At 57.9% G+C, this 15,416-nt stretch carries 16 protein-coding genes; 9 read left to right on the top strand and 7 right to left on the bottom strand.

What is annotated here, in order from left to right:
* The first annotated feature begins 113 nt into the window (after positions 1 to 113).
* On the top strand, positions 114 to 710 hold the full coding sequence (locus ACW8F6_RS02295) for a DUF1801 domain-containing protein (RefSeq protein WP_491574224.1): 597 nt from the start codon (positions 114 to 116) through the stop codon (positions 708 to 710).
* Between the two features lie 11 nt (positions 711 to 721).
* On the opposite strand, the gene ACW8F6_RS02290 is transcribed toward ACW8F6_RS02295, so the two are convergent.
* Positions 722 to 1,300: a thymidine kinase gene (locus ACW8F6_RS02290; protein WP_491574223.1), complete on the bottom strand. Its 579-nt coding sequence runs from the start codon at positions 1,298 to 1,300 to the stop codon at positions 722 to 724.
* A gap of 176 nt (positions 1,301 to 1,476) precedes the next feature.
* Positions 1,477 to 2,646, bottom strand: coding sequence for a type III PLP-dependent enzyme (locus ACW8F6_RS02285; protein ID WP_491574222.1), 1,170 nt, complete (start codon positions 2,644 to 2,646; stop codon positions 1,477 to 1,479).
* A gap of 343 nt (positions 2,647 to 2,989) precedes the next feature.
* Here ACW8F6_RS02285 and ACW8F6_RS02280 point away from each other — a divergent pair, with 343 nt between their 5' ends.
* Positions 2,990 to 3,487, top strand: coding sequence for an MgtC/SapB family protein (locus ACW8F6_RS02280; RefSeq protein WP_491574221.1), 498 nt, complete (start codon positions 2,990 to 2,992; stop codon positions 3,485 to 3,487).
* 13 nt (positions 3,488 to 3,500) lie between these two features.
* Here the strand turns inward: ACW8F6_RS02280 and ACW8F6_RS02275 are convergent, their stop codons facing one another.
* Entirely contained in the window at positions 3,501 to 4,223 is a 723-nt protein-coding gene (locus ACW8F6_RS02275; RefSeq protein WP_491574220.1) for a 4'-phosphopantetheinyl transferase family protein, read from the bottom strand.
* A gap of 166 nt (positions 4,224 to 4,389) precedes the next feature.
* On the opposite strand from ACW8F6_RS02275, the gene ACW8F6_RS02270 reads away from it, so the two are divergent.
* Positions 4,390 to 4,965, top strand: coding sequence for a YceI family protein (locus ACW8F6_RS02270; protein WP_491574219.1), 576 nt, complete (start codon positions 4,390 to 4,392; stop codon positions 4,963 to 4,965).
* Between the two features lie 123 nt (positions 4,966 to 5,088).
* Here the strand turns inward: ACW8F6_RS02270 and ACW8F6_RS02265 are convergent, their stop codons facing one another.
* The 3 genes from ACW8F6_RS02265 to ACW8F6_RS02255 are packed head-to-tail and all read right to left on the bottom strand — an operon-like array spanning position 5,089 to position 8,133.
* Positions 5,089 to 6,429 carry a class II 3-deoxy-7-phosphoheptulonate synthase gene (locus ACW8F6_RS02265; protein WP_491574218.1) on the bottom strand — a complete coding sequence of 447 codons (1,341 nt, stop codon included), beginning with the start codon at positions 6,427 to 6,429 and terminating at the stop codon, positions 5,089 to 5,091.
* 8 nt (positions 6,430 to 6,437) lie between these two features.
* On the bottom strand, positions 6,438 to 7,634 hold the full coding sequence (locus ACW8F6_RS02260) for an amino acid aminotransferase (protein ID WP_491574217.1): 1,197 nt from the start codon (positions 7,632 to 7,634) through the stop codon (positions 6,438 to 6,440).
* Complete coding sequence (locus ACW8F6_RS02255; RefSeq protein WP_491574216.1) at positions 7,627 to 8,133, bottom strand: MarR family winged helix-turn-helix transcriptional regulator; 507 nt, start codon at positions 8,131 to 8,133, stop codon at positions 7,627 to 7,629. The genes ACW8F6_RS02260 and ACW8F6_RS02255 overlap by 8 nt, the downstream gene beginning before the upstream one ends.
* A 220-nt stretch (positions 8,134 to 8,353) precedes the next feature.
* Here ACW8F6_RS02255 and ACW8F6_RS02250 point away from each other — a divergent pair, with 220 nt between their 5' ends.
* The 3 genes from ACW8F6_RS02250 to ACW8F6_RS02240 are packed head-to-tail and all read left to right on the top strand — an operon-like array spanning position 8,354 to position 11,066.
* Positions 8,354 to 9,019 (top strand): nitroreductase family protein, encoded by a 666-nt coding sequence (locus tag ACW8F6_RS02250; protein WP_491574215.1) that lies wholly within the window; start codon positions 8,354 to 8,356, stop codon positions 9,017 to 9,019.
* A 60-nt stretch (positions 9,020 to 9,079) separates the two neighbouring features.
* A complete protein-coding gene (locus tag ACW8F6_RS02245) occupies positions 9,080 to 9,862 on the top strand; it encodes a tryptophan 2,3-dioxygenase (RefSeq protein ID WP_491574214.1) in 783 nt (260 codons plus the stop codon).
* A 10-nt stretch (positions 9,863 to 9,872) separates the two neighbouring features.
* Complete coding sequence (locus ACW8F6_RS02240; RefSeq protein WP_491574213.1) at positions 9,873 to 11,066, top strand: aminotransferase class V-fold PLP-dependent enzyme; 1,194 nt, start codon at positions 9,873 to 9,875, stop codon at positions 11,064 to 11,066.
* Between the two features lie 124 nt (positions 11,067 to 11,190).
* Here the strand turns inward: ACW8F6_RS02240 and ACW8F6_RS02235 are convergent, their stop codons facing one another.
* Positions 11,191 to 11,937: a tetratricopeptide repeat protein gene (locus tag ACW8F6_RS02235; protein WP_491574212.1), complete on the bottom strand. Its 747-nt coding sequence runs from the start codon at positions 11,935 to 11,937 to the stop codon at positions 11,191 to 11,193.
* Between the two features lie 182 nt (positions 11,938 to 12,119).
* On the opposite strand from ACW8F6_RS02235, the gene hisC reads away from it, so the two are divergent.
* The 3 genes from hisC to ACW8F6_RS02220 are packed head-to-tail and all read left to right on the top strand — an operon-like array spanning position 12,120 to position 15,393.
* On the top strand, positions 12,120 to 13,193 hold the full coding sequence (gene hisC / locus ACW8F6_RS02230) for a histidinol-phosphate transaminase (RefSeq protein ID WP_491574211.1): 1,074 nt from the start codon (positions 12,120 to 12,122) through the stop codon (positions 13,191 to 13,193).
* Positions 13,190 to 13,972 (top strand): ATP-binding protein, encoded by a 783-nt coding sequence (locus ACW8F6_RS02225; RefSeq protein WP_491574210.1) that lies wholly within the window; start codon positions 13,190 to 13,192, stop codon positions 13,970 to 13,972. The genes hisC and ACW8F6_RS02225 overlap by 4 nt, the downstream gene beginning before the upstream one ends.
* 47 nt (positions 13,973 to 14,019) lie before the next feature.
* On the top strand, positions 14,020 to 15,393 hold the full coding sequence (locus ACW8F6_RS02220; protein ID WP_491574209.1) for an SLC13 family permease: 1,374 nt from the start codon (positions 14,020 to 14,022) through the stop codon (positions 15,391 to 15,393).
* Positions 15,394 to 15,416 lie beyond the last annotated feature (23 nt).

Raw genomic sequence — 15,416 nt, 5'->3', positions numbered from 1 at the left:
GTAAAATCGAATCGCTGAACCTGGCCTCGGCCGTCAACATGTGTGTTTACGAGCTGCAGCGAGGCCGCTAGTGGGCGCTGCCGCCAGCGCAAAACAGGAGGTGCGCTATTACCATGACGCAATCCGATACCGTACAGGCCTATATCGAAAAACACTCGCAATGGCGCGTGCAATTGCGGCAACTGCGCGCGCTGCTATTGGCAACGCCGCTGCTGGAGAGTGTGAAATGGGGGGCACCTGTGTATGCACTGGCTGGCAAAAACGTGGTGGGCCTGGCGGCTTTTAAGCAATATGTGGGGCTATGGTTTTTTCAAGGTGCACTCTTGGCCGATCGCGCCGGGCAATTGGTGAATGCGCAATCGGGTAAAACCCAGGCCATGCGCCAGTGGCGCTTTGGACCCGACGACTGGCTGGACGAGGCGTTGATCGCAGCTTACATCCAAGAGGCCATCGCACTGCAGGCAGCGGGCAGGCGCGTCGCCACTACGCCGGCGCCACTTGAACTGCCGGCGTTATTGCAACAGGCGCTGTCGGCAGATGCTAAGTTAGCGGCGGCATTTGCCGCACTGGCGCCCTACAAACAGCGCGAGTTTGCCGAGCACATTGGCGGTGCCAAGCGCGCCGCTACGCAAGAAAAACGCCTAGTCGCGGCGTTGGCACTGATTGCCCAAGGGCTGGGTCTGAACGATAAATACCGGCAAGGAAAATAGACTTCTGGCGGTTATTCGGTAATTTCTGAGTAGTAGTGTTTACGGCACACGGAAACATAGCGAGAGCTGTCGCCAATTTCAATTTGCTCGCCCTCTTTTACCGCGCGGCCCTGCTCGTCTACGCGCAACACCATGGTAGCCTTGCGCCCGCAGTGGCACACAGTTTTAATTTCAGAAAGCTTGTCGGCCCAGGTGAGCAGGTACATACTGCCCTCGAAGGGATTGCCCAAAAAGTCTGAACGCAGGCCATAGCAAAGCACGGGAATGTCTAGCTCATCGGCAATTTTTGCGAGTTGGCGCACCTGATCTTTGCTGAGAAACTGCACCTCGTCCATCAAAATACAATCAATGGTTTTCTTGCGTAGTTGATCGCTGATTTCGTGCCAAAAATCGGTGTTGGCATCGAACAGGTTGGCATCGGCATCCAGGCCAATGCGCGAACTGATTTTACCCACCCCAAAGCGATCATCGATGGCTGCCGTGTAGAGGCTTACTTCCATGCCGCGCTCGCGGTAGTTATAAGCCGATTGCAGTAAGGTGGTGGACTTGCCCGCGTTCATGGTGGAGTAATAAAAATACAGCTGTGCCATGGGTAAACCGTTGGTGTTTTTAAGACGGGCGCACTTTACCACATTTGGCTGCGCGCGCGAGGGCGGTGCCATAGGGCTCAGCGAGACGCGGCGGTGTTAGGCTTAGGGTTGATGGAAGGCTTGCTGTGGGGGGCGAACCACCGCTGCGCCCAGGGGCAGCGGTGGTGGGTAATGTCTTAGACGAAATAGTCTTTCAGCGGCGGGAAGCCGTTAAATTCCACTGCCGAATAACTGGTGGTGTAGGCACCGGTGGAGATCCAGTACAACCGATCGCCAATGGCCAAATTGAGCGGCAGACCGTACATGTAGTTTTCGTACATAATATCGGCGCTGTCGCAGGTGGGGCCGGCAATCACGGCCTCTTCCAGTTCGCCGGTTTTCTCGACGTAGATGGGGTACTTAATGGACTCGTCCATGGTTTCGATCAGGCCGGAAAACTTGCCCACGTCGGTAAAAATCCAGCGGTTTAAGGCGGTGTGTGATTTTTTGGAAATCAACACCACTTCGCTCACCAAAATGCCCGCGTTGCCCACCAGTGAGCGGCCTGGCTCCAGGATGATTTCTGGCATTTCGTCGCCAAAGTCTTCTTCCAAAAAGCGCGTGATTTCCTCGGCGTAGGTGGTCAGGCTATTGGCTTTGGTCACATAGTTAGCGGGAAAGCCGCCGCCCATGTTAATCATTTTCAGTGCGATGCCATCCTCTTCTTTCAGGCGCTCAAAAATGACTTTGGCCTTGCCGATGGCAGCGTCCCATACGCCAATGTCGCGCTGCTGGGAGCCTACGTGGAAAGAAATGCCGTAGGGTGTTAAGCCCAGGTCGCGCGCCATTACCAGCAAATCCATGGCCATGTCGGTTTGACAGCCAAACTTGCGCGACAGTGGCCAGTCGGCGGTTTGCGATCCCTCAGTTAAAATGCGCACGTAAATTTTTGAGCCGGGCGCGGCCTTGGCAATGTTGCGCAGGTCGGCTTCCGAGTCGGTAGAGAAAAGTCGCACGCCTTTGTCGTAAAAGTAGCGAATGTCTTTGCTCTTTTTAATGGTGTTGCCAAAACTGATCCGATCGGCGCTGACGCCGTGCGCCATCACCTTGTCCAATTCGTAAATGCTGGCAATGTCGAAATTCGAGCCCTTGTCTTTGAGCAACGCAATCAGTTCGTCGGCGGGGTTGGCTTTGACAGCGTAGTAAATTTTTGCCACCGGAAATCCGGCGACCAAGTCGTCGTAGTGCTCGGCTACCGTGGCCTTGTCCACCACCACAAAGGGGGTTTCTTTGGTGTCGGCCAGGTCTTTAATACGCTTGAAGGCTTCGGGGGAAAAGTAATCGTTGATATCGATTCGTTGCTGCATGCTGCAATTCGCTCCAATCTGGTGATGGTTGGGACTCAGAGGTCATTGAAACGTCTGGATTTGCGCGCGGTGTTCTACCGAGCGTTCACCCTATCCGTATCCTCACTTGGGCTCACTGACGAGTCAGCGTAACAGCTGTGGGTGGAGCGTGCCAGCATGGACGTTTGAGGTGGCGAAAGTTAAGACCAAAGCGGGGAGTGGTCAAGCAATAATCTGCCCTCGGAATCAAATAAAATAATCCTTCGGTTTTTAAGGGCACAGTGTCTAGCGCGGGCCCGGCAGACTACACTGATACTGTACTGGGGTATCTTGCTTCGGGCGTTCGCATTCAATGGGGGAGTTTATGGATTGGCAGTCGTGGGTGAGTATCGCGCCCTTTGATTGGGCATCGGTGGGTACGGCTTTGGCGTGTGGTGGTTTGGTGGGCTTGGAGCGACAGTTGCGCGGCAAGCCGGTGGGTATTCGCACCTCGATTCTTATCGTGCTGGGGACCTATATATTCATTGCGGCCTCGATCAGCGTGTCGTCGCACATGACCGACCCCTCGCGCATTATTGGCCAGGTCATCACTGGGGTGGGCTTTTTGGGCGCAGGCGTGATGTTAGCGCGCAAGGGCGTGGTTATGGGTGTGACCTCGGCGGCGGCGATTTGGGTGTTGTCGGCCATCGGTGTCTGCGTGGCCATTGGCAAGCTGTTGGTGGCCTTTAAATTCAGTGTGCTGGTGGTATTTGTGCTTTCCGGCGTGGACTTGCTGGAAGAGTATTCCCAGGTATTCACGCGCGGTGTTTATCGCAAGGTGTTGGACATATTGGATAACTCAAAAAAATACGACGACAACTGAGCGCGTCGAGCATTTAATCCAGGGGCGCACGCGCCGTAGAAAAAGGCCATTGCACCGGCTGAAAGTGATCGCCGCTCCAGCAGTGTCCTTCCAGCGTTACCGGGTAGGGAGTGGCAATGCTCAGATGCAGAGGTTCCTCTGCCTCCGCTTTGGGTACCCAGCGATGGTGGTACACCCACAGGCCCGCACTCTGAGGCTCGGCGGTGGTGAAAATTTGTCCGCGCAGTAATTGCGTGCCCAGTGGTAGGTGGCTCGCTTTGACCACCGCCTCACAGCGAGTCCAGCGCTGAAAAAATTGGGGCAGTAGCTGCGATTCGTGCGCCGCCAGCCAGTCGGCACCGAAGCTGTGCCCTGCCAAGCGCGTTAAGTTAGGCCTGGCTCGCTCGGTTTCGATATCGATACCTATTTTTAGCGCCGGCGTGTGTGCATTTTGCAGCACCAACAGCCCGAGCCAGCCCTTGCAGTGCGACAGGCTGGTGACTAGGCCGGGTACATCGGTAAACAGGGGCGGGGATTTTTCCGGTTGCTGCACGGCAAAGCTGTCGGGCGCACGGCCGGTGATATAGCCAATGGCCAAGCGCATCAGCCAGTGACCCTTGATAAACTCCAGGCGTCGAGCGCTAGAGCCCATGGCCACATAGCGGTGGATTTCATCGTTGCACAGCCAATTTTGCGGGTCGGGCCAGTCTTGTAGATCTCCGGCTCTGGCGAGAAAAAATTGGATGTCTGAGGGCAAAGCAGGCGCTCCCGGCAAAGGCTCAGATGCAAGGTTATTTAGCGAGCCGTGTTTAGTATAGCGGTACCTATTGGTGCACTGCACAGCAAATAAAGGCAGACGACGCCGAGGTGCGCGGGTATTCTATGCCATCGCGACGTTTTACCCCATACCAAAGGAGTTAATCATGAAGCAGTTAGCAGTGGCCGCAATGTTGGGATGCCTGGCAACCAGTGCCTGGGCCGATTGGAATCTGAAACCCGACCAGTCTTCAATGCACTTTATTTCCGTGAAAAATGGCGCTGTCACAGAGGTGCACCACTTTGGTCAATTAAACGGTGCCATTAATGCCGCGGGCAATGCCACCTTCTCTGTCGACCTGGCCTCGGTCGAAACCGGCATCGCCATTCGCAACGAACGTATGCAGAAATTGCTGTTTGATACTGTCAAGTTCGCCACCGCCGACGTGGCGGCGCAATTGGATATGAGTCGCTTTAGCGGTTTAAAGGTCGGCGAGTTTGTAGATGTGGAGCCGGCGTTGGCGCTGAGCCTGCACGGCGTAAAAAAGACGCTCACCGTGCCCTGCCGGGTGACCGCCCTGGCCGGCGGCGGTTTTCAGGTAGTGAACCGCGCGCCAGTCGTGATTAATGCGGCAGAGTTTGGCATGCAGGCCGGTGTGCAGGCGCTGCAAGCGGTGGCCAAATTAAACGCCATCGCCACGCAGGTACCGGTGAGCTTTCAGTTGGTGTTTGAAAAGCAGTAACCGCACAGTTTGGGCAACAAAAAAGCCGCGCTCTGCGCGGCTTTTTTATGGGCTGATGTTCAAACGTCGCTTAAATTACGCGGCGCTTGGTTCCGTCGCCGCTTGGTTTAGGCGCCTAGCAGTTCAAGCGCGCAGCCGCTCGGCAATGCAGAAGGCCATCTCCAATACTTGATCGCCGTTCAGGCGCGGGTCGCACTGGGTGCGGTAGCAGTTTGCCAAATCGCTTTCGCTGATCTGGTAGGCGCCGCCGGTGCACTCGGTGACGTGCTGGCCGGTCATCTCCAGGTGAATGCCGCCGGGCTCCTGGCCCTCGGCGCGCAGGGCGGCAAAAAAGTGGTTGATCTCCGCGAGAATATCGTCGAACGAGCGGGTTTTATAGCCGCTGCTGGCCTTGACGGTGTTGCCGTGCATGGGGTCGGACGACCAGACCACCTTGCGCCCTTCGGCTTTCACCTTTCGCGCCAGTGTCGGCAATTTGTCGGCCAGGTTATTGGCGCCCATGCGGGTAATCAGCGTCAGGCGGCCCGGAATATTGTCTGGATTCAGGGCGTCGATCAGTTGAATCATTTCGTCGGGCTGCATGCCCGGCCCCACCTTCACACCAATGGGGTTGTGAATGCCGCGGAAAAACTCCACGTGCGCGGCATCCAGCTGGCGGGTGCGCTCGCCAATCCAGAGCATGTGCGCAGAGCAGTTGTACCAGTTGCCGGTCAGGCTGTCTTTGCGCGTGAGTGCCTGTTCGTAATTCAGCAGCAACGCTTCGTGCGAGGTGTACAGGTGGGTGGCGTGCAGCGGCGGTGTGTTGTCTGAACTCACGCCACACACTTCCATAAACGCCAGCGCGTCCTGGATGCGCTCGGCCACTTCCAGATAGCGCTCGCGCAGCGGGCTGGCCTCGGCAAAGTCCAGGTTCCACTGGTTGACCTTGTGCAGGTCGGCCAGGCCTCCGGTGGCAAAGGCGCGCACTAGGTTCAGCGTGGCGGTGGACTGGTGGTAGGCCTGCAGCATGCGGCTGGGGTCTGGCACCCGCGCCTGCTCGGTGAAATCCAACTGGTTAACAATGTCGCCACGGTAGGCGGGCAGGGTTACGCCATCGATGGTTTCGGTGTCGGCCGAGCGGGGCTTGGCAAACTGGCCCGCCATGCGCGCCACCTTAACCACCGGCTTGCGGCCCGAGTAAGTGAGCACCACCGCCATTTGCAGCAATACTTTAAAAGTATCGCGAATGCTATTGGCGGAAAAATCGGCAAAGCTCTCGGCGCAGTCGCCGCCCTGCAGTAAAAACGCTTTGCCTTCGCACGCCCGTGCCAGCTGGGCTTGCAGGTCGCGTGCCTCCTGGGCAAATACCAGCGGCGGCAACTTGGCCAGTTGCGCTTCCACGGCCGCGAGCGCGGCCGCATCTGGGTAGGTGGGCTGCTGGTGAATGGGGTGTGATCGCCAGCTGTCCGGGCTCCAGGGTTTCATGGGTGTCCTTATTTTTTCAGTACGGCAACAATCGAGTCTGCCAGGTAGTCCACATTAGCCAAGCTAATGCCCGCAATATTGATGCGGCTGGAGTCTACCAAATAAATACTGTAATCGTGCACCAGGCTGTGCACTTGTTCTTTATTAATGCCCAAGAAAGAAAACATACCCGATTGGCGCTCGATAAAACTGAAGTCGCCCTCGGCGCCTTTTTCCTGCAGCTTTTGGTTGAGCAGTGCGCGCAGCGATTTAATGCGCTCGCGCATCTCGGCCAGCTCTTGGTGCCAGGTGGCGGTCAGCGTCGGGCTGCCCAGAATGGTTTCGACAATGGCGCTGCCGTGGTTGGGCGGCATGGAGTAGATGCCGCGCACCACGCTAAGCAGGTTGCTTTGGCCCTTATCGGCATCTTGGCTACTGGCGTACATGATCGACAGGGCGCCGGCGCGCTCGCGGTAGAGGCCAAAGTTCTTCGAGCAGGAGCTAGACACTATTAGCTCGGGCACAGTGTCGGCCAGCAAGCGCACGCCGTAGGCATCCTGCTCCAGGCCCTCGCCAAAGCCCTGATAGGCCATGTCGATAAAGGGGGTGAAGCCGTTTTGCACCGCCAGCTCGGCAATGGCCTGCCATTGGGGCTGGCTGAGGTCGGCGCCGCAAGGGTTGTGGCAGCAGCCGTGCAACAGTACCAGGTCGCCTTTGCCCACTGCTTTCAGGGTGTCCATCATGGCGCTGAAGTTAACGCCCTTGGTGGCGTGGTCGTAGTAGGGGTAGGTTTTAATGGTCAGGCCGGCGTTGCCCAACAGTGGAATGTGATTGGCCCAGGTGGGGTCCGACACCCACACGGTGGCCTTGGGGTTGGCCTTTTTAATCAGCTCGGCGGCGTCGCGCAGCGAGCCGCAGCCGCCGGGTGTCTGAATGGTGCGCACTCGGCCGCTGGTGACGGCCTGGTGGTCGGCGCCAAAAATCAGGTTTTGCAGCAGGGTATTGGCTTCAGCCGAACCCGGTGGGCCAATGTACACCTTGGTGGTTTCGCGGTTGTGGTAGTCCAACTCGGCCTGCTTGACCGCTTTTAGCACGGGCGTATTGCCTTGCTCGTCTTTGTAAACGCCCACGCCCAAGTCAATTTTTTGCGGGTGGCTGTCGGCTTTGTAAGCGGCAGACAGGCCCAGAATGGGGTCGGCGGGGAGCGCGGTCAATACTTCAAACATCTTGGGTCTCCTGGAGGCTGGCGGGATTGACGTTTTGTTTTTCCCACTGATTTACGCGTTTCATTAATTTGTTGGTGATGTGTTTGAGCGCCTGTTGTTCGTCGTCGCTCAATTGATTCAAAAGGTCCTGTTCGTAGCAGCGCGCCAGCGGGATGATGCGCTGGTAGATGTCGCGGCCCTTGTCGGTCAAGGTCAGCAGCGAGCGGCGGCGGTCGTCTGGGTCCAGCTCGCGGTGAATGCAGGCCATCTCCAGCAAGCTGGCCACGGCCCGGCTGATGGCAACCTTATCCATGGCGGTGCGGGTGACTAAATCGGCGGCGGTTAGATTGTCTTCCAGGCCCAATACCGCCATGACTCGCCAGGCGGGGATGGTCAGGTGAAAGCGGCTGGAATAGGCATCGGCGATGGCATAGCTGATGCGGTTGGCCAGTATCGACAACTTGTAGGGTAAAAAATCTGCCAGTTGCAGTTGGGTAATTGCGTTTTTTTCAATAGTCATCTTACAAAGCAGCCGTCTTGAGGTTGCCATTCGAGGAGCACAATGGTTTCATATGTAACCTTATCATGCAATCATAGAAATGGCGTGAGCGGGTGGGGTGCCAGTGCACAGGCGTTGCGTGCAGCCCCAAGCAATAGGCTGGCAACGGCCAGCAAGGCCTGCGCCGCCGCTGCGACACACTACAATAATCACCTGTGACAAAATCACAACAGGAGCGCCCATGAACGCCGAAGCCTTTATCCCCCTGCAGTTTGAACGCATGACCGAGGCCAGCATGTGCCGGGAGGCCGAGGCATTCTACCAGAGGATGCGCAAGCGCCGCAGTGTTCGCGAATTTTCGCCGGAGCCGGTGCCCATGGCGGTCATTCAGCAAGCTTTGCTGGCAGCTGGCACGGCGCCAAGCGGTGCCAATAAACAGCCCTGGCACTTTGCCGTAGTCACAGACCCGGCCGTAAAGCGCGAAATACGTCTGGCGGCCGAGGCCGAGGAGCGCGAGTTTTATCAGCGCCGCGCCTCAGAGGAATGGCTGGCGGATTTGGCGCCCCTGGGCACCGATGATCAAAAACCGTTTTTAGAAACGGCGCCCGTGCTGATCGGTATTTTTCTGCAAAAGTTCAACCCCGGCAACGACGGCGGCAAACACAAAAATTATTACACCAGTGAGTCGGTGGGCATTGCGACGGGCATGCTGATCTCTGCGCTGCACCTGTCGGGTTTGGCCACGCTGACCCACACCCCAAGCCCGATGAAATTTTTAAACACTATTTTAAAGCGCCCCGACGACGAGCGACCCTACATATTGCTGGTGGTGGGCTACCCCGCAGCGGGCGTGCAAGTGCCCAATATCAGCAAGCACTCGCTGGCCGAAACCAGCAGTTTTTTCTGAGTGCGCGCGCAGAAACAAGACAACCAAACTACCCCTATCGATTGAATAAGTGAGTATTTCATGGCGTTAACCTATGGCGACTATCTGAAGGTCAATGAACTGATTGCGCTACAACAACCGCTGTCTAAGGGCCCAGAGCACGATGAACTGTTGTTTATCACCATTCATCAGGCCTACGAGCTGTGGTTTAAGCAGTTGCTGCACGAGCTGGACCACCTGGTGGTGTTATTTGCAGAAGACGAGCGCTACCGCTGCCTGCACACACTCAAGCGCGTGCGCACCATTTTTAAAACGCTGGTGCAGCAGGTAGATATTTTAGAGACATTGTCGCCATTGGAGTTTTCGTCGTTCCGCGAATTTTTAGATACCGCCTCGGGTTTTCAGTCCTTCCAGTTTCGCGAATTGGAATTTTTACTGGGCATGAAAAATGTGTCTAAGTTGTCGCCTTACCCAGAGGGCAGTCGCGAGCGCGAGCGGCTGCTGGCGCGCCTGGCGGCGCCCACCCTGTGGGATGCGTTTTTGGCATTTTTGTCGCGCCGGGGCTTTGCCGTCCCGCTGGATGTGATGAAGCGCGACCTGACCGAAAGCGTCAAGCCCGACAGCGAGGTGCAAGAGCTGTTGATCACCATTTACCGCACCGAGCCGCTTCTGTCGGAAATTATGGAGGCACTGGTGGATATCGACGAGGGCCTGCAAGAATGGCGCTACCGCCATGTCAAAATGGTAGAGCGCACCATCGGCATGAAGCCCGGCACCGGTGGCTCTAGCGGCGCGGAATATTTGCGTTCGACGCTGTTTGCGCCCCTGTACCCAGACCTCTGGAATATTCGCTACCGCCTGTGAGAAACCTACCATGACCATCACTATTGAAGACCTCAAAGGCGCAGTGAATCCGCTGGCCCAACACTACAGCCATTTTCGCGTGGCCGATCGCCTGTTGTTAACCGGCCACTCGCATCAGGCCTGGCCCGACTGCAGCCTGGGCGCCCAGGAACAGGCCTGGCACGACGCCGCCGAACTGGTGGATAACAAATGGGCCAAGGCCGAACAAATGGCCGAGCAGGTGCGCGCCGGTTTTCGGCGCCTGCTAAACGAACCCGAAGCCGAAATCGCGCTGGCGCAAAACACCCACGAGCTGGTGATGCGCTTTATCTCGGCATTGGACCTGGTGGCGCGCCCGCGCATTGTGACCAGTGACGGCGAGTTTCACACTTTGCGCCGGCAGCTAACCCGGCTGCAGGAAGAGGGCGTAGAATTAATTGTGGTGGCGCAATACCCCGCCAATACCTTTAGCGAACGCCTGGCCAAGGTGGTGGATAAAACCACGGCGGCGGTGATGGTGTCGCAGGTCTTTTTTAATTCCAGCCGCGTGGTCAACGATTTTCACGCCGTGGCGCAACAGTGCCGCTACCAGGGTGCGCAGTTGTTGGTCGACATGTACCACTCGCTAAACGTGTTGCCCGTGAACGTGCACAATTTGGGGCTGGACTCGGCCTTTATCGTGGGCGGCGGCTACAAGTACTGCCAGCTAGGCGAAGGCAATTGCTTTATGCGCGTGCCGCCCGATTGCGAGTTGCGCCCGGTCAACACCGGTTGGTACGCCGAGTTTGGCCTGCTGGAAAGTCAGCCCGACAACCAGGTGCACTACGGCAAGGGCGCGGCCCGTTTTGCCGGCTCTACCTACGACCCCACCAGCCACTACCGGGCCGCCCGGGTGTTTCGCTTTTTTGAAGAGCAGGGGCTGACGCCGGAATTGTTGCGGAAAATCAGTCAACACCAGTTGGCGGTATTGGCTACCACCTTCGAGGGCCTGGATTTACCCACCGAGGATATCCAGCTAGACCACGAGTTGGCGCTGTCGGAGCGCGCGGGCTTTTTAGTGGTGCAAACACCGGCGGCCGGTACCCTGTGCCAATTGCTGGCCAAACAGGGGGTCTACACCGATGCGCGCGGTCACGCCCTGCGTTTTGGGCCGGCGCCCTACCACGCCGATCACCAGTTGCGCGAGGCCATGCAAGCATTGGGCGAAGCCTACCGGCAACTGTAACCTTCAGCTAAAACCAGCGCTGACAATCGCACCCAAAGGCCGCTGCCCAGGCGCGGCTTTTGGGTGCGATTGTGTTTCAACGCTAACGCGGGCTCGGTTGGACTGCTGCAGAAACCGTTGCTGCTCAGTGGGTTTGCAGGTTTTTCAGGCGCGCGGCTGCTTTATCCAGCCAGGGTTTATCGCTTTCGCCGCTCGGGTCCCAGGCATTTTCCTCTTCGAGAATACTGCTGTATTGCGCCAGTGCATCGGTGGGGCGGTTGTGTTGGTAGAGCAGTTCGCCCAGGTGATATTTCACCAGCGCCGTGGGGTGGTATTCGCGCAGGGCGCTGAATTCCTTGAGGGCGCCCTCGGTGTCGCCCATTTCAAACAGGCTGCGCGCATAGAGCACGTGGCCGATTTTAGAGCGGTAATCGGGGTTGGCTTCAATTAAGGTTTCCAGTGTCACCCGGCAATTGGCGTAGCGCTTGTCGCCGAACTGTGCGCGCGCCAAGCCTTCGAGCAGCACCGGGTCGTTGGCGAACTGGCCCTTGAGCGCGCGGCGCCAAAAGCCTTCGGCGTCTTCGAACAGGCCCTTGGCCATGCACTCTTCCGCCATGTTAATCAGGTTTTGCACCGTGTCGTTATTGCGCAAATGGGCGTGGGCCTGGCGCAAATCGCGGTGGGGGTCGGTCATATCCACCACTTTTTTGCGCACCTTGTGGGCCGCCGCGCCCCGGCTCCACTCCGGCAGTAACTCAACCACCAGATAGGCCAAACCGCCAATCATGGGCGCCATCAGCAGTATCCAAATCCACATGTGGTCGCGCCCGGTTTTAATCACGTGCACCACCAGTGCAAGTTGAATAAGTATGGCGAGTAGTAACAGTGGCATCTGCCGTAATCCTTTTGGCGTGAGTGTGAGCGAAAGTCGCATTGAGCCTTGCCAGTATAAACCAGCCGGGCGCGCCAGGTGCAGCGCGGCGGCCCCCACACCTGCCGGCGCATAAACTTTAGCGGGCGCTTGGGATATACTCGGCACCTTTCTTACCTACAGATACTAAGCAGAATCGCGCCATGACCCAGTCTACCAGCCGTTTGTGGAGCCCCGCCGTCGCGCGGCTTGAACCCTATGTGCCGGGCGAGCAGCCCAAGGCCCAGAAGTTGATTAAGCTCAACACCAACGAAAGTGCGCTGCCGCCGTCGCCGGCGGTGTTCGAGGCCATCACCCAGGCCGAGGTGGATCGGCTCCGGCTCTATCCAGATCCAAATTCGCAGGTGCTGGTCGACAGCCTGGCGGGCTACTACGGTGTGGGCGCCAACCAAGTATTTGTGGGCAACGGATCAGACGAGGTATTGGCACACGCGTTTTACGCATTTTTTCAGCAGCCCCGGCCGCTGCTGTTTCCGGATGTGAGCTACAGCTTTTACCCGGTGTACTGCAACCTGTACAACATCGCTTTTAACACAGTACCGCTGCGCGCGGATTTCAGCTTGGCACTGGAGGACTATCGCCAACCCAACGGCGGCATCGTGTTTGCCAACCCCAATGCGCCCACCGGCCTGGCGCTGCCCTTGGATGACATTCGCCGGCTGCTACAGGCCAATCGCGATTCGGTGGTGTTGGTAGATGAAGCCTATGTGGATTTTGGTGCGGAGTCGGCGCTGCCCTTGATTGCCGAATTCGACAACCTGCTGGTGGTACACACCACGTCTAAATCGCGCGCGCTGGCGGGTCTGCGCCTGGGCTACGCCATTGGGTCTGCGGGCTTGATCGAGGCGCTGGAACGGGTCAAAAACAGTTTTAACTCCTACCCCGTAGACCGCCTGTCGCAGTTGGCGGGCGTGGCCTCCATTAACGACGATGCCTATTTCAAACAGGCCTGCGCGCAGGTGGTGGCCACTCGCGATTACACCACCCAGGCCTTGCAGCGGCTGGGCTTTGAGGTGCTGCCCTCCAAGGCCAATTTCGTGTTTGCCAAACCCACGCACGCCGATGCAAAAACCGTTTTTGAAGCCCTGCGCGCCAAGCAAATTATTGTGCGCTACTTCAACAAGCCGCGCATCAGCGACTACCTGCGCATTAGCATCGGCTCGCAGCACGACATGGAAGCACTGGTGGCGGCACTGGAGGCTATGCAGGGGGCATGACACTCGATTGGACCAATACCCACGCCGCCATTTGGCGCGCGCGTAAAAATTGCCTGCGGCCGGCGTTGCGGTTAGACACCATTGCGCTGGCAGATTTACTGGGTATTGATACGCAAAAGCAGGCCCTGCTGGAAAACACCCAGCGCTTTCTGGCGGGCCGGCCCGCCAATCACGCGCTGCTTTGGGGCGCCCGCGGTACCGGTAAGTCCAGCCTGGTTAAGGCCTTGCTCAACCACTTAGCACCGCAGGGGCTGCGCGTGATAGAAGTGGACAAGGACGACCTCAAAGATTTACCGGATATCGTGGACGATATTCGCACCCTGCCACAGCGCTTTATTGTGTTCTGCGACGACCTCTCGTTCGAGGCGGGCGAGGGCGGCTATAAACCCTTAAAAAGTGTGCTTGAAGGTTCCATTGAATTGCCGCCGGAAAATGTGCTGCTTTACGCCACCAGTAATCGCCGCCATTTGATGCCCGAGCAGGCACAAGATAACGCCGGCGTCGCGCTGCGTAATAACGAGCTGCACTACGGCGACGGTGTGGAAGAAAAGCTGTCGCTGGCCGATCGGTTCGGCCTGTGTCTGAGCTTTTACCCGGCCGGTTGGGACGACTACTTTGCCGTGGTCGATGCGCTCTTTAGCGAGCAGCTTGCGCGCGCCCAAGATCCGGCGGCGGCCACCCAAGCCTTGCACGCCGCCGCCCGGCAATTTGCCCTAGACAAAGCCAGCCACAGCGCCCGCGTGGCGAAGCAGTTTTGGCAGGCCAACTGCGAGCCTTAAACACCGGCTGCAATTAACAATAAAAAACGAAGGGAAGCCCATAGGCCATGACCGGCATCAAATCGCACCTTTTATGGTTGGCGCCCGCACTGGGCGCGCTGCTTGGTTATATTTTGTCGCTCTACGGTTGGCAAATGTCGGCCTGCCTGACGGCGGGCTTAACGGTGGTGTGCGGCCTTTGGTGGGTGTTTGAGCCCATTCCCATTCCCATTACGTCGCTAATTCCCCTGGGCGTGTTTCCGCTGCTGGGTATTTTGGATGGTCAACAGGTGGCGGCGGCCTATGGCTCGCCGTTAATTTTATTGCTGGCCGGCGGTGCTATGTTGTCCAAGGCCATGGAAAAAAGTAGCGCACACCAGCGCTTGGCCATGGCCATGGTGCGCCTGTGCGGCGGCAGCAGTTATCGCCGGCTGGTGTTTGGTTTTATGCTGGCCAGCGCGAGCTTGTCCATGTGGATTTCCAATACCGCCACCGTGCTGATGCTATTGCCCGTGGCCTTGGCGGTGATTGAGCGCGCCCACGATAAACGCTTTTCTGTGCCACTGCTGTTGGGCATTGCCTACGCCGGCAGCATTGGCGGTTTGGGTACGCCGATTGGCACGCCGCCCAATGTGATATTTTTACAGGTCTACGCCAATAGCACCGGCGAAACCATTTCATTTGTGGGTTGGATGCTGACCGCGCTACCGGTGGTGGCATTGTTGTTGCCGCTGGCGGCCTGGTGGTTAACCCGGCATCTATCCGATTCCGCCCAGCTAACCCTGCCCGCGCCCACGGCGTGGCGGCCCGCCGAAAAACGCGTGCTGTGGGTATTTGCGCTAACGGCGCTGGCCTGGATGACGCTGACCGAGCCCGCCGGCGGCTGGCAGGGCTGGTTGGATTTGCCCACCGCCAACTACGCGGCGGTGGCATTTACCGCGGTGATTGTTTTGGCCATGTTGCCCGACGGCGAAGGCGGGCGCCTGCTGGATTGGGAGCACGCCAGTAACATTCACTGGGGCGTGTTAATCCTATTTGCTGGCGGTATTGCCCTGGCCTCGGCCTTTACCGCCACCGGTTTGTCGGCCGCCATCGGCGCCAAACTGGGCGCCTTGTCGCACCTGCCGGTGTGGCTGCTGGTGTTGTGTGTGGCCTTGTCGGTGACATTTCTCACCGAAATTACCAGCAACACCGCCACTACCACATTGCTCATGCCCATTCTGGCGGCGGCCGCCATCGGTGCCAATATCGACCCGCTGCTACTAATGTTGCCCGCGGCCCTGTCTGCCAGCTGCGCTTTCATGCTGCCCGTGGCAACCGCGCCCAACGCCATTGTGTACGGCACGGGCGAATTTACCGTGGCGCGTATGGCGCGCGAGGGTTTGGTCATCAACCTCATGGGGGCGCTGGTGATTACCTTGGTGGTTGCGATAACGCATTAAATTCGCACCTTGTTTAAAACCAG

This window comes from Simiduia sp., from assembly GCF_058345725.1.
This window is presented reverse-complemented; position numbering and strand designations above follow the sequence as displayed.

Excerpts from the sequence above, each read along its gene's own strand:
- ACW8F6_RS02295 (WP_491574224.1), top strand. The coding sequence starts at position 114 with ATGACGCAATCCGATACCGTACAGGCCTATATCGAAAAACACTCGCAA.
- ACW8F6_RS02220 (WP_491574209.1), top strand. The coding sequence starts at position 14,020 with ATGACCGGCATCAAATCGCACCTTTTATGGTTGGCGCCCGCACTGGGC.
- ACW8F6_RS02280 (WP_491574221.1), top strand. The coding sequence starts at position 2,990 with ATGGATTGGCAGTCGTGGGTGAGTATCGCGCCCTTTGATTGGGCATCG.
- ACW8F6_RS02250 (WP_491574215.1), top strand. The coding sequence starts at position 8,354 with ATGAACGCCGAAGCCTTTATCCCCCTGCAGTTTGAACGCATGACCGAG.
- ACW8F6_RS02260 (WP_491574217.1), bottom strand. The coding sequence starts at position 7,634 with ATGTTTGAAGTATTGACCGCGCTCCCCGCCGACCCCATTCTGGGCCTG.
- ACW8F6_RS02240 (WP_491574213.1), top strand. The coding sequence starts at position 9,873 with ATGACCATCACTATTGAAGACCTCAAAGGCGCAGTGAATCCGCTGGCC.
- ACW8F6_RS02245 (WP_491574214.1), top strand. The coding sequence starts at position 9,080 with ATGGCGTTAACCTATGGCGACTATCTGAAGGTCAATGAACTGATTGCG.
- hisC (WP_491574211.1), top strand. The coding sequence starts at position 12,120 with ATGACCCAGTCTACCAGCCGTTTGTGGAGCCCCGCCGTCGCGCGGCTT.
- ACW8F6_RS02225 (WP_491574210.1), top strand. The coding sequence starts at position 13,190 with ATGACACTCGATTGGACCAATACCCACGCCGCCATTTGGCGCGCGCGT.
- ACW8F6_RS02265 (WP_491574218.1), bottom strand. The coding sequence starts at position 6,429 with ATGAAACCCTGGAGCCCGGACAGCTGGCGATCACACCCCATTCACCAG.
- ACW8F6_RS02270 (WP_491574219.1), top strand. The coding sequence starts at position 4,390 with ATGAAGCAGTTAGCAGTGGCCGCAATGTTGGGATGCCTGGCAACCAGT.
- ACW8F6_RS02235 (WP_491574212.1), bottom strand. The coding sequence starts at position 11,937 with ATGCCACTGTTACTACTCGCCATACTTATTCAACTTGCACTGGTGGTG.
- ACW8F6_RS02290 (WP_491574223.1), bottom strand. The coding sequence starts at position 1,300 with ATGGCACAGCTGTATTTTTATTACTCCACCATGAACGCGGGCAAGTCC.
- ACW8F6_RS02255 (WP_491574216.1), bottom strand. The coding sequence starts at position 8,133 with ATGACTATTGAAAAAAACGCAATTACCCAACTGCAACTGGCAGATTTT.
- ACW8F6_RS02285 (WP_491574222.1), bottom strand. The coding sequence starts at position 2,646 with ATGCAGCAACGAATCGATATCAACGATTACTTTTCCCCCGAAGCCTTC.